This window comes from Halalkalibacter kiskunsagensis, from assembly GCF_037027555.1.
Lineage (GTDB): Bacteria > Bacillota > Bacilli > Bacillales > Bacillaceae_D > Halalkalibacter > Halalkalibacter kiskunsagensis.
Genome location: NZ_JAXBLX010000002.1, coordinates 168,119 through 181,369, shown reverse-complemented (window position 1 = coordinate 181,369; position 13,251 = coordinate 168,119). Strand labels below are relative to the sequence as shown.

Here is a 13,251-nt window from a genome sequence, read left to right as displayed (position 1 = left end):
GAAACGCTAGGAAAAATAGAGATAAAGTGAGAGGGGTCAAATGATGATTACGCTTAAGAGATTAAACAAAATGAAAATGCTAGTTGTTAGTGTATTAGTTGTTATGTTACTTGCTGCTTGTGGAGGAGAGGATTCAATTGGAGAAAGTACAATTGAAGGAGAGGCTGATTCCGTTTCTTCTGAAGCAGTTAAGCTCGTGCTAAACTGGTTTCCAAAAAGTCAGCATGGTGGAGTGTATGCGGCTCAAGAAGAAGGGATTTTTGCTGAACATGGTTTAGATGTAGAAATAGAAGCGGGCGGACCGCAAGTATCGTCAATGCAAATTATTGCATCCGGAAACGCTCAATTTGGTTTAGCTCATGCTGACCAAATCGTCATTGCTAGAAACGAGGGAATCGAACTTGTCACATTAGCTGCAGCAATGCAAAACAGTCCAGCTGCGTTAATGTTCCACGAAGGTGAAGAAATTAACGATTTTGAAGATATGAACGGAAGAACAGCGTATATTCAACCTGGAATCCCTTATTGGGAGTATTTAACGAGTAAATATGACTTAAGTGGTGTTACGGAAATGGGTTATACTGGTCAGCATGTCAATTTCATTGAAGATCTTGAATCTGTTAGCCAAGCGTTTGTTACATCAGAGCCATTTTTCTTGAATAAAGAAGGGGTTGCAACAGAAACAATGCTGGTGTCTGAATCTGGATTTGACCCTTATAATGTCGTGTTGTTTGCGAGTAAGGACTATGTTGAAGATAACAAAGAAACAGTGCAAAAGTTTGTAACCTCTTTTGTAGAAGGTTGGAATTTCTATAAAGATTCACCAGATGAAATCAATGAAGTTATTCATAAGGCCAATCCTGACCTTGCTCTTGAAGACTTAGAATTTGAAACAAATGCTCAAGAGGATTTTGTATATGGTGGAGATGCGGCGGAACATGGCTTTGGTTATATGTCTGAAGAGCGCTGGCAAACACTAATTGATCAGCTTTTAGAATTAGGACTGTTAGAAAATGAATTTGAAGTTAATGATATTTTTACAACAGAATTTTTACCTTCAAATTAAGAATAGAAGAGTAGGTATGATTGTCATTGCTCGTACATTTTGATTTGGGGATGTCTTAAGAAGGTTATAGCCGAACCTTTAGTAAGACATCCCCTTTTTAAAAAAAAACGTAAGGGATGTTTTCTTCCATTGATAAAGCTAGTTATAGCAATTAGTCCTGTTTTGATCGTAAAAAATCAATTATTTGATTAGTTAGTTTGAATAAAAATACCGATAATTATTGGATGAAGTGACTAATGACTGATCGTAGTTATATACCATACAATGAAGAAACAATAGTGGCTGAGTTAGTAAAGGGAGGAGTGAATAGTTTGATCGCAACACATCAAATAAATCAACAGAGATTATGGGATACACTTATGAAGTTAGGAGAGATTGGCGCAGGTTCGAATGTAACTGAAGAAGGTGTTACAAGACTTTCGCTTAGTTTAGAAGATTTAAAGGGAAGACAATACGTTATAGATGTCATGAAAGAATCAGGTTTAGAAGTACGTGTGGATTCGGTAGGAAACATTATTGGAAAGTTAGAAGGGGCGAATCCTGATGCACCAGTTGTAATGACGGGTTCTCATGTTGATACGGTTCTCCAAGGAGGGCTGTTTGATGGAGCTCTTGGAGTGTTAGGTGCTGTGGAAGCCATTCGGTCGATAAAAGAATCTGGAATTGAACTAACCCACTCAATAGAAGTTGTATCTTTTACGGATGAAGAAGGGACTCGGTTTGGGACAGGGTACATTGGAAGCAAAGGTATGAGTGGATATCTAGACGAGAAAACTTTCCAACTGAAAGATGCAAATGGAATAACGTACGGTGAAGCATTTGAACAAGCGGGTTTTGATCCTTCTCTTTATAAACAAGCGATTAGACAATCCAAAGACTTAAAAGCATATGTTGAATTGCATATTGAACAAGGAAAAGTGCTTGAAGAACACGAATTAGCAGTAGGAATAGTGACAGATATACAAGGTCCGGTTTGGTTAGAGGTTACGTTAACAGGTCATCCGGATCATGCCGGGGCAACACCAATGAACATGAGAAAAGATGCGTCTCTTGCAATGGCAGAAGTTATGCTAGAAGTGGAACGACTTGCAACAAAATATCAAGGGGTAGGAACAGTAGGAAAAGTGAAAGTAGAACCAGGTGGCGTGAATATTATTCCTGGAAAGGTAGCATTCTCTGTTGACCTAAGACATGTTGATAAGGAACTTCGGACTAGCATGGTCAATGAAGTAACAAACGCAATTACGAGCATTTCTACTAAAAGATCAGTTAAAGCAGAGGTTGATATCAAAAAAGCAGTCGATCCTGCCACGTGTTCAAGTGAAATTGTTGATGTAATTGAAGCGTCGTGCTTAGAGTTAAGCGTTCCAACTATGAAACTGCAATGTGGGGCTGGTCATGATTCGTTGATGATGACAAATATCACAAATATGGGAATGATTTTTGTCAGGTCAAAAGATGGAATTAGTCATAATCCGAAAGAATGGACAGAAAAAGACGATTGTGTTGTTGGTACACGAGTATTATTAAATACATTAGTGAAATTAGCTAAATAACGTTTTTGAATATTGGGAGGGTAGAAATTATGCAACCATCAAATAGATTACATGTTCCTGCAAGAACAATTATGACACCAGGACCTGTAGAGGTTGATCCGAGAGTTTTACAAGCAATGTCTTCATCCATTTTAGGTCAATTTGACCCAACTTTTACGTCTCTAATGAACGAAACAATGAATCAACTACGACAGGTTTTGCAAACAGACAATCACTGGGCCTTTCCTGTGGACGGTACATCCAGAGCCGGTATTGAAGCGATGTTATGTAGTGTAATTGAAGAAGGGGACGTCGTCTTAATTCCTTCATTCGGACGCTTTGGGGGGCTGCTTACAGAGATTGCAGAACGTTGCGGTGCTAAAGTTCATTTGATGCATTGTGAGTGGGGAGGTGTCTTTGATCCGAAAGATGTCATTGCCGAAATGAAAAAGATCCAACCTAAAGTCGTGGCGATGGTTCATGGAGATACGTCAACTGGAAGAATGCAACCTTTAGAGGAGATTGGACGTGGTTGTAGAGAACAAGACATCTTGCTCATTGTTGATGCAGTTGCAACTGTTGCAGGAACGAAAGTGTTAACGGATGAATGGAACATTGACGGGCTCATTACCGGAACGCAAAAATGTTTGTCGGTGCCGGCAGGAATGGCGCCGTTGACATATAATGATCGGATTGAAAACATTTTATTAGAGAGAAAATCAATTGAAAAGGGTCTTGTCTCTCAAGACCAACTTGCTTCAAATACAAGAAAGATTCGCAGCAATTATTTAGATTTGAGTCAATTGCAAGATTACTGGAGCCCTGCACGGTTGAATCATCATACAGAAGCAACAACGATGCTTTATGGTTTGTATGAAGGACTGCGTCTTATACTTGAAGAAGGGTTAGAAAATCGCTTTGAACGTCATCGTTTAAATGAACGGGCGTTAATAGCTGGTATAGAGGCGATGGGACTAACATTATTCGGGGATAACGCTTATAAACTACCAACGGTTACATGTGTGAACATTCCTGAAGGAGTAAATGGGGATTCGGTGAGGTCGATGCTTCTAGAGGAGTTTGGCATTGAAATAGCGAGTTCTTTCGGACCTCTTCATGGGAAAATTTGGAGAATAGGGACGATGGGATATAGTTGTCAGCAACGAAATGTTCTTCTAACACTTGCTTCACTAGAAGCGGTAATCCTGCGCCATAAAGTAAAATTAAATGTCGGAGAAGGTGTTCAAGCAGCGTTAGATGTGTATCAAAGTAAAGAACGAATCGAAAGTGTGTAATTAAGGGAGGGACTAAAAGTGAAGGATCGCTATAATGCGTTTATTAATGAAGATATCATTGTAAAACCTTTAAAATCTGGAGACCTCTTAGGGCTTACATTTGCTGTTAAAGATGTATTTCATATAAAAGGAGTTACAGCTAGTGCAGGAAATCCAGATTGGTTAAGGACGCATGAGCCGGCACAGCAGAATGCGCTTGCAATAGACCGCTTGTTGCAAGCTGGGGCCTCCTTACAAGGTACGACGATTACGGATGAATTGATGTACAGTTTAAATGGAGAAAATTTTCATTATGGTACACCCGTTAATCCGAAAGCATTCTCTCATATTCCAGGTGGTTCATCGAGTGGGTCTGCTGTTAGTGTTTCAGCTGAGTTAGTCGATTTTTCATTAGGTACTGATACAGGTGGTTCTGTTCGAATTCCATCGGCGTATTGTGGCGTTTATGGAATTCGACCGACCCATGGTCTTGTGCCAATTGAAGGAGTCATTCCTCTTGCAGAAAGCTTTGACACAGTCGGGTGGATGACAAGGGATGCGAAATCACTGTTAGTAGTTGGAAATGAATTAATTGATGGGACTTCACCTACTTTAATAGAGAAACCTTTTACAAACTTTCTTTTTGGAACAGATGCTTGGGAGTTGGCTGATGAAAAGAGCAGAGAAGTGCTCTCATTGTTTGCTGATCGATTAGAGCAATCATCCAAATCAAAATGGGTCACTATTGCACAAGGGGGTCTGCAAAGATGGGCAAATTGTTTCAGAACATTGCAGGGGCTTGAAATCTGGAAGACACATGGTGAATGGATCTCAGAAGTGCAACCAAGCTTTGGACCAGATATTGCTGCGAGATTTGTTTGGGCAAGTACTCTCAAGGACGAAGATCGTCCAAGTGAGCAAAGGTTTAGAGAAGACATTCGAACAAGAATGATTGAGATGTTAGGCGATGATGGTGTACTCATCATTCCGACAACTCCTGGAGGTGCACCTCTTCGTAATTTATCAGGTGAAGAAATTGAAAAACGTCGAGCACAAACGATGCAATTGTCTTGTATTGCTGGACTAGCTGGTTTGCCGCAAGTAACAGTTCCAGTTACTGGTTACGATGGTATGCCTATTGCTCTTTCATTTATAGCAGGGCCGAATCAGGATGTGCGCTTACTTCAATGGGTCAATGAACAGGCAGATTATTTATTCAAATAACTAAAAAAGGGGATACTGATGAAGCTCGCGACGGTGAAATTAGGTAGCAACGAAGTAGCTGGAATTGTCCATGATAATGGAGTCATTTTGATTAAGACGATTAATGAGGTTGAACAAAGAAATTGGTCAGAGTCTTGTTTTGGTTTGATCGAGTCAGGGCAAATTGAAGAATTAGAGAAGTGGTATAGGGAGAGCGGAGTAGACAGGGTTAACGAACTTGTGGCTCTACCATTTGATGATGTGGCGTATGCCCCTCCTTACCGAAATCCACGTAAGATTTGGGGAATAGGAATGAATTATGTCTCTATGAGATCTGAATTAGGTGGTGTAGCAGGAGGTGATCCTATTTTCTTTATGAAGCCTGATACGAGTATTGTAGGAGCAGGTGATATCATTCGAGTCCCTTCACAATCAAAAAAAACGACAGCAGAGGCAGAATTGGCTATTTTGATCGGAAAAAAATGCAAAAATATTCTTGAAGAAGAGGCTCAAGATGTGATTGCTGGCTTTACAGCGGCATTAGATATGACGGCTGCGGATATTCATGCTAAAAATCCACGGTTTATGCAACGGGCTAAAAGTTTTGATACGTTCTTTAGTTTTGGCCCAGTAATCGTCACGAAGGATGAAGTTCCAGACGTAACAAACTTACAGGTAGCTACTTTATTAAACGGAGAAATACAGCATGAAAACAAAGTAGAAAATATGATTTATAATCCTGCCTATATCGTTTCGTTCCTATCTCAGGTGACGACACTTTTACCAGGCGATGTCATTATAACAGGAACACCAGGAGCGACGGTTATTCGCGAAGGCGATGTTGTAGAGTGTCGAATTGATGGCTTTAATACTTTAGCCAATTTTGTCGTCGAACAGGAGCTATGAAATCATAATCAATACGGTTGTAATAATAATGAGGAGTATGGTATTATTAAGGTGATTATTGTCTAGCTGTCATTAATCACCTTTCTGTTTTATATGCATATCAATTAAATATTATTTATATGGTAAATGAAAGAATATATACATAGTATAGAAGTCTTACTCATGACCTAACTTCTCACGTTTGTGAAGTTAGGTCATTTTTTTGTTTCCGTTTTTTGTAAGAAGGAGGAATTGGTATAAATGATTAAAAAAGGAAGTCGGCAACAAGATTTAACGTATTTAAGTAGTTACATATGTAAGGTGATGAAAAAGATGTTTGGGAAAGGCCCAGAATCATGTACAATTGCGAGTGAAAACAACCTCGTTATTGCCAAAGTTCAACAATTTATCACACCTGCTGAGGAAGTGTTACTAAATCGCAATGAATTAAGCTTAGCACTAAAGTTTCGAACAACATTACTTAAAGCCTTCTTTGAAGAGACGCAAGAAGAGCTATCAACGATGACTGACTTAGTTTTGGACTCATTTTATCATGATTGGGATTATGAAACTAACCATGGACTTCTCATATTTGCTGCTGGACAAAGTTTTTCAGTGGATGACAATAACGAGGGAGATGTGTTTACGTCAGCTTTACGTGACCAAGTGAAATTGATTAGCAGCAAAGTCCATAGTGAACCAAATTTTGTAAATTTAAGGATAGTTCATCCTACGATTTACATAGTTGAATGTGTAGGTGGATTAGTGGAACAAGAACAAAAAAATGAAATATTTTTAGTTGAGAAGTCTCAAGAAATCCGAAAGAATTACAAACGATTTAGTAAGGAATTAGAATCTACTTTTAATTGCTTAATTCAAAACCTCTTTATAACATGGAGTTATGCCAAAGATAAATATTACCTTGTTATTTATTTAAAATGAGATACAGCCGAGGGATTTTTTGTGACTTGAGTAAAAGTACATAGACATCTGATTTAGATGATTAGTATAAAAAAGGCGAAAATAGGAATGGAAGTCTGCATTTCCTATTTTGGTCTTTTTTATTTTCACTCTTTCAATAGAGATATTTTACTAATGGAGGAATTCTATAGGAAAGGGAATAAATACAATGCAACATAGTTTGCCATGTGAAAAATAAAAAGGACTTTTTATTAGGAATAATCAGATAAAAGTACTATACTAATGAAAGGGTTAAAAGTAATTCTTGAGGTTCATAATATACTCATGAAAGTAAGGGAGCAATATCGGTTTTCATTGTGTTCCCTTTGAAAAGAGGGTTGTTATGACAGATGTTCAAGAGAAAGTAAAAGATATTAGTAGTTACACCAGTAAATTGTTAAGAAAGAAATTTGGAAGAGGACCTGAGTCTTGTATGGCCACTCTTTCTGAGAAATTTCTGTTGTTACATATACGTGGTTTTGTGTCGCCTATGGAAGAAGTATTACTGTTGCAGGGAAAGTACCAAGATGTTGATAACGCAAGAACAGTAATCATTGCAAATGTGTTAGAGGAACTTAAAGGTGTTGTGCAAGTATCTTTGAATGTAGAAGTGACAGAATTCTATCACGACTGGAATTTTCCTAATAACACAGGTGTTATTATTCTTATTTTATCTGGAAATTGCCCTCAGTTATCTGTTGGAAAATCAGCTATTATCCCTAAATTCGAAAAGGAAATTGCTCGAATTAGTGAGCTCGTTCAAAAAGTTCCCGATGAGATTGTTACAATTATTCATTCAGAAAAAGTGATTGTAGTAAAACGAGATGGTATTTTAATCCCGATTGAGAAGGCTTTGATTAAAAGAGGCTTCGAAAAAGAGCTCATTATAACAAAAGATGAGTTGGAAAAAGAGTATTTTCATCGCTTTGGTAAATTTGGTGATATTCTTTCTTGTAAGGTTAAAGATATTTTTATTGACTGGGATCTGAAAGAGGATAAGTCACTTATGGTGTTTATCTTACAATAAATTTTTAGGTAAATGTGGGGATTAAAAAGTCGTGCATGGCCTAACTTCTTGATTTTTCGGGAGTTAGGTCTTTTTTTGTTTCTATCATGAAGGAGGAATAGGAATTATGAAATGTAGGTTAGGATATGTAATTGCTATTATCGTTGTAAGTTCATTACTGGTATTTTTCAGTACTGTTATTGAAAATTTACTTATTCAAGGGATTGTAATTTGTTGTTTACTTTTTGGTTGTATTGCTATATATAATAAATTCAAAAAGTATCGTGTAGAAAGAGAAGATAACCAACTGATTGAGATGTTGCCTGTTCCAGTTGTATTATTGTGCAGAAATACAATATGGCATTGTAATAGAGCAGCAATAGATGCCTTAGGGGCAAATAGCAAAAAAGAGATACAAGGTAGGAATATTTCGGACTTTATTTATCTACTGACCGATATGAATAATAAAGAGGAAGTAATAACCAATAAACAAAGAAATGGTCGTGGAAGATTAACGAGTTTAAAGGGACGTATAATTGATATAGAAGTAGTAACTCAACCTTATTATCAAAAAGGTAAATCAAACTATTTGATGGTGTTAACGAAATGTATGGAGCAAAAAGAGGATCAAGAAAAGCTACAACAGTATGAAAAATTATCTGTATTAGGTGAATTAGCAGCGGGTATTGCTCACGAGATTCGTAATCCAATTACAAGTTTAAAAGGCTTTTTGCAGTTGATTGAGAGTTCGACTTCAACTAATGCAAACTCATCTACCTATACGAAGATCATGCTTTCTGAAATTGACCGTATTAATATGATCGTTAGCGAATTACTGATACTAGGGAAGCCAAAAGAATTAAAGATACATAAACAGTTTATATCCGAAATCCTTGAAACCGTAGTGACGTTAACAAGAACTCAGGCGATTTTGTATAACATTGAAATCCATCTCACTATCCCTTCTGACCTAAGTCAAACATGTGTTAGTTGCGATGAAAATAAATTAAAACAGGTCTTTATAAATATTATTAAAAATGCAATTGAAGCAATGAAACATGAAGGCGCGATCAATGTTAAGGTAGCCCTAGATAATGGTTTTGTTGTCATAAATATTATTGATCAAGGTGAAGGAATTCCAAAAGAAAAACTTTTGAAACTAGGTAGGCAGTTTTTCTCAACTAAGGAGAATGGAACAGGTTTAGGACTTATGATTAGTTCTACGATTATTGAAGAACATGGTGGGAAAATACATATTGAAAGTGAAGAAGGAAAAGGGACAACCGTAAAAATCATGTTACCAATTAGTAAATAAAAAAGATGACTCGGTTCGCAAGTATGAAAGGCGATGAGTCATCTGTGGAAGCTTTACTTTTTCTCTTTTCTTTGAATGGTAGCGAGAGCTTTAAAATGAGGTTTTAATGCAAAGTAAAGTTCTCGATATGTTTGATATAATTCCTGGTAAATAACATGATTTGTTTTATTAGGAATATATGTGTTATTCATCGGAATCGATTCTTTAATAGCTGATAGTGATGGAACCTCTCCAAGTGCATACAGGCCAAACCAAGCGGCGCCCCAAGCAGAACTTTGGTGACTCGCTGGTACGCGTACTTCTTGTCCAAAAATATCAGTCAAAATTTGTAACCATAATGAAGAGCGTGCAAACCCACCACTTGCAAAAATAGTCGCAGGTTGTCCAGCTAAACGTTCAAGCGTTTCACCGATGCTATATAAACTATAAATAACGCCTTCTAATCCTGCTCGAATCATGTGTTCTTTTTTGTGAGAGAGTGTTAAACCAATGAAACTTCCACGAGCATTGGCATCCCAGTAAGGTGCTCGTTCACCATTTAGAAAAGGAAGGAATAAAAGGCCATTCGCTCCAGGTTTTGCTGTTTGAGCAAGGCTGGTGAGGAGGTCATACGCACTACCATTTAACTCAAGTGCCTTTTGCACTTCCGCTTCTCCAAGAACGTCTTTCAACCATTGAAAGACAATTCCTCCGTTATTTGTAGGTCCGCCCATAATCCATAAATCTTTTGTTACGCCATAACAAAAGATTTCTTGTAATTCATCTGTTTGAGGTTTTGAGGCCATCTGTCTAATTGCTCCGCTTGTCCCAATCGTAATTGCGACATCTCCAGGGTCAATTGCACCAATTCCAAGGTTAGCAAGGGGACCATCGCTAGACCCTATTACGAAAGGGGTGTCTTGGGAGAGATGGAATTGTTCTGCTAGCTCTTTGTTAAGTCCTTGACAAATGGTAGTAGAAGGGACAGGTTCAGATAGCTGATCACTAGTAATACCAGCAGCAAAAAGAGCTTCTGCTTCCCACTCAAATGTATGAATATTAAATAACCCACTCGCTGAGGCAATAGCATAATCAACAATGTATTTATCAAACCATCTCTGAATTAAAAATTCTTTAATGGATATAAATTTTGCTGATTGCAAATAAGGTTGATAATTTGTTTCTCTCATCCAAATTAACTTACTTAATGGAGCCATTGGGTGAATTGGCGTACCGGTTTTTAAATAAAGGCTCTTACCGAATGTATCCTTGACTCGTGAGGCTTGATCAACGCTTCTACCATCTGCCCATGTAATAGAAGGAGAAATAGGTTCGTCATTTTGGTCCATGCATATTAAGGAATGCATGGCACTCGATATACTGACACAATAGATTTCATTCTTATTAATTTGACTTTTTTGAACAGCACCGGAAATGGCTGCTACTGCAGCTCTTTCAATCTCATAGGGATCCTGTTCAACCCAAGAGGGATTAGGATGGTACACCGGGTATGCGTTTTCATTTTCCGCTATAACTAAACCATTTTTTTGAAATAAAACAGCCTTAGCACTTGTTGTGCCAATATCTAAACCTAATACGTAATTTTTTGCAGTCATTTTATACAATCCTTTCAAAACAGTTAATTAAACACGCTTAATTGATATAGCGTTTCGCATCTTTTGAAGAGAATCTTTCACACTTTCTTGACGTTGCATACTAATGTTAACAAATAAAGCATCGACAATACTTAATTGTGCGATACGAGAGGCAAGTGCTTCTGAGCGAAATTCAGTTTCAGCAGATACGGTATATAAGGCTATGTCAACTGCTTGACTTAGAGGAGATTTTGCTAGGTTTGTGATGCCAATCGTTGTCGCTCCAGCCTTTTTGGCGACCTCTGCCACTTCTAGAATATCTTTGGATGCTCCTGAGTGCGAAAATAAAACAACTAGATCATTCGAAGTTAGTTGAGATGCCGACATAACTTGTAAGTGTGTATCGCTATAGAAAAACGTCTTAATACCGATACGAAGAAATTTGTGTTGAGCATCGTTTGCTATCATACCAGATCCGCCAGAACCATAAAATTCTATCTTTTCAGCAGATAAAAATGCTTCTACTGCTTTTTTGAAAGAGTTTTGATCTATGATTTGCTTCGTTTCTTCTAGAGTTCTAATATTTGATTTGAATACTTTTTCGGCCACGGTACTTTCATCATCATCTTCACTAATCGTTTCATGGATATCCTCAATAGGTGTAACAATTTCAGAAGCTAGTGCAATTTTCATCGCTTGATAACCTTTATAACCAATCCTCTTGCAAAAACGAAACACAGTCGCTTCGGCAATCCCTAAGTCTTCGGCAATTTGACTTATCGTTGAGTGAATGATTTGTTTTGGATTCTCTAATATATAGTCAGCAATCATTTGTTCTTTGCTGCTAAAAGTCGAATAGGAAGAAGAAATTCTTGTAATAGTAGGATGCGAGTCGGTAAATGGCATTGTACTACTCCCTTCATTGGGTAATGTCATACATTCTAAGCATAAACGAAAAGTACAAATAAAAAAATATTTTTTCGTGAAAAAGCTTGAAAAAGATAATTTTTATCATATAATCAAAAATGAAAGAAATTTTTTTTCTTACGCTATAAAAAATTAGCCTTTGATTGGGGTTATTATTTTGCCGAATTTATCTTAGTTGATCCATGGGAGCTTCTGGAGCTGGATATGACGTTCTGGAATGGTTGGTTTCACAACAGAAGATGTAGTGAAGGAAGTAAAAAGTTTCGTGTATTCAAGTGTAAAAGCTTAATTTTTTATAGAAGGCATAAAATTAGGGGGATTATGATGAAAATCGGTTTAATTGGTTTAGGGAAAATGGGGATGAACATTGGGCAAAACTTAATTGATCATAAATATGAGGTTGTTGCATTTGATGTGAATGTAGATGCTGTCGATAAAATGTCTCAGTATGGTGCGCAGGGGACCAGCAGATATAAGGAACTCGTGGAATCTCTAGATGCACCAAGAATTGTTTGGGTGATGGTTCCTCATACGGTTGTAGATTCTGTTATTGGCGAACTCACTCCGTTTCTAACTGAAGGCGATATCGTAATTGAAGCTGGAAACTCCCATTATAAAGAGTCGATCCGTCGCTATGAGCAGCTGAAAGAAATTGGCGTAAGCTTTATGGATGCAGGAACTTCGGGCGGTATGGAAGGTGCAAGAACTGGAGCATGTTATATGGTCGGAGGAGATGAAAAGGCGTGGGCTGTTGTTGAACCGATCTTTCGTGACACAGCTGTGGAAAATGGATACTTTTATGCTGGAAAAGCAGGAAGTGGCCACTACTTAAAAATGATTCATAATGGAATTGAGTATGGCATGATGGCTGCTATTGGTGAAGGATTTGAAGTATTGGAAAAGAGCGAGTTTGATTATGACTATGAGCAAGTTGCAAAAGTTTGGAATCATGGGTCGGTTATTCGTTCATGGCTAATGGAGTTAACTGAAAATGCTTTTGCTAAAGATGCAAAGTTAGACGAAATTAAGGGTGTTATGCATTCTTCAGGTGAAGGAAAGTGGACTGTAGAAGAGGCATTAAATTTACAAACAGCGACTCCTGTGATAGCCATGTCTTTGTTGATGCGTTATCGTTCATTAGAAAATGATACATTCACAGGTAAGGTTGTCGCTGCACTTCGAAATGAATTTGGTGGACATGCTATTGAGAAGAAATAGATGTTCTGTCTCAAAAATAGTATCAGGTGAAGGGGAATGAACAGAAATGGATGTTTTTGATCATTCTCCTTTAAAATAAATTAAATAGTATGGTATGATCTTTCGTAGAGTTTGCTCAACTATGACAAAAAAAGTCGATATTTGAAGGAATGTGTCACTTTTAGCTGGTAGGACGACTATATTATGAGTGGAATTGAACGAAAGAAAAAATTTTTTTTATAAAAGGGCTTGAAAAATATATTTTTTATTTTATAATGAATTTGAAATAAAATTTCTTTTTATGAAATG

Annotated in this window: 11 protein-coding genes; 9 read left to right on the top strand and 2 right to left on the bottom strand. The window is 37.4% G+C overall.

Features of this window, described 5'->3' with window-relative positions; translation table 11 throughout:
- Positions 1-40 precede the first annotated feature (40 nt).
- The 8 genes from SLH51_RS02070 to SLH51_RS02035 all read left to right on the top strand — a co-directional run bounded on the left by SLH51_RS02070 (position 41) and on the right by SLH51_RS02035 (position 9,244).
- Positions 41-1,066 carry an ABC transporter substrate-binding protein gene (locus tag SLH51_RS02070; RefSeq protein ID WP_335958722.1) on the top strand — a complete coding sequence of 342 codons (1,026 nt, stop codon included), beginning with the start codon at positions 41-43 and terminating at the stop codon, positions 1,064-1,066.
- Between the two features lie 236 nt (positions 1,067-1,302).
- Positions 1,303-2,622 carry a Zn-dependent hydrolase gene (locus SLH51_RS02065; protein WP_335958721.1) on the top strand — a complete coding sequence of 440 codons (1,320 nt, stop codon included), beginning with the start codon at positions 1,303-1,305 and terminating at the stop codon, positions 2,620-2,622.
- 29 nt (positions 2,623-2,651) lie between these two features.
- Positions 2,652-3,896, top strand: coding sequence for a pyridoxal-phosphate-dependent aminotransferase family protein (locus SLH51_RS02060; protein ID WP_335958720.1), 1,245 nt, complete (start codon positions 2,652-2,654; stop codon positions 3,894-3,896).
- An 18-nt stretch (positions 3,897-3,914) separates the two neighbouring features.
- Positions 3,915-5,099, top strand: coding sequence for an amidase (locus SLH51_RS02055; RefSeq protein WP_335958718.1), 1,185 nt, complete (start codon positions 3,915-3,917; stop codon positions 5,097-5,099).
- A gap of 18 nt (positions 5,100-5,117) precedes the next feature.
- Positions 5,118-5,984, top strand: coding sequence for a fumarylacetoacetate hydrolase family protein (locus SLH51_RS02050; RefSeq protein WP_335958716.1), 867 nt, complete (start codon positions 5,118-5,120; stop codon positions 5,982-5,984).
- 240 nt (positions 5,985-6,224) lie between these two features.
- Positions 6,225-6,905, top strand: a complete 681-nt coding sequence (locus tag SLH51_RS02045; RefSeq protein ID WP_335958714.1) for a Na-translocating system protein MpsC family protein — start codon at positions 6,225-6,227, stop codon at positions 6,903-6,905.
- 361 nt (positions 6,906-7,266) lie between these two features.
- Positions 7,267-7,950, top strand: coding sequence for a Na-translocating system protein MpsC family protein (locus SLH51_RS02040; protein WP_335958713.1), 684 nt, complete (start codon positions 7,267-7,269; stop codon positions 7,948-7,950).
- A 106-nt stretch (positions 7,951-8,056) separates the two neighbouring features.
- A complete protein-coding gene (locus tag SLH51_RS02035) occupies positions 8,057-9,244 on the top strand; it encodes an ATP-binding protein (protein WP_335958712.1) in 1,188 nt (395 codons plus the stop codon).
- A gap of 53 nt (positions 9,245-9,297) precedes the next feature.
- On the opposite strand, the gene SLH51_RS02030 is transcribed toward SLH51_RS02035, so the two are convergent.
- Positions 9,298-10,839 (bottom strand): gluconokinase, encoded by a 1,542-nt coding sequence (locus tag SLH51_RS02030; RefSeq protein ID WP_335958709.1) that lies wholly within the window; start codon positions 10,837-10,839, stop codon positions 9,298-9,300.
- Between the two features lie 27 nt (positions 10,840-10,866).
- Complete coding sequence (locus SLH51_RS02025; RefSeq protein WP_335958707.1) at positions 10,867-11,724, bottom strand: MurR/RpiR family transcriptional regulator; 858 nt, start codon at positions 11,722-11,724, stop codon at positions 10,867-10,869.
- A 345-nt stretch (positions 11,725-12,069) separates the two neighbouring features.
- Between SLH51_RS02025 and gnd the strand changes: the two genes are divergently transcribed.
- Positions 12,070-12,963, top strand: a complete 894-nt coding sequence (gnd, locus tag SLH51_RS02020) for a phosphogluconate dehydrogenase (NAD(+)-dependent, decarboxylating) (protein WP_335958791.1) — start codon at positions 12,070-12,072, stop codon at positions 12,961-12,963.
- Positions 12,964-13,251 lie beyond the last annotated feature (288 nt).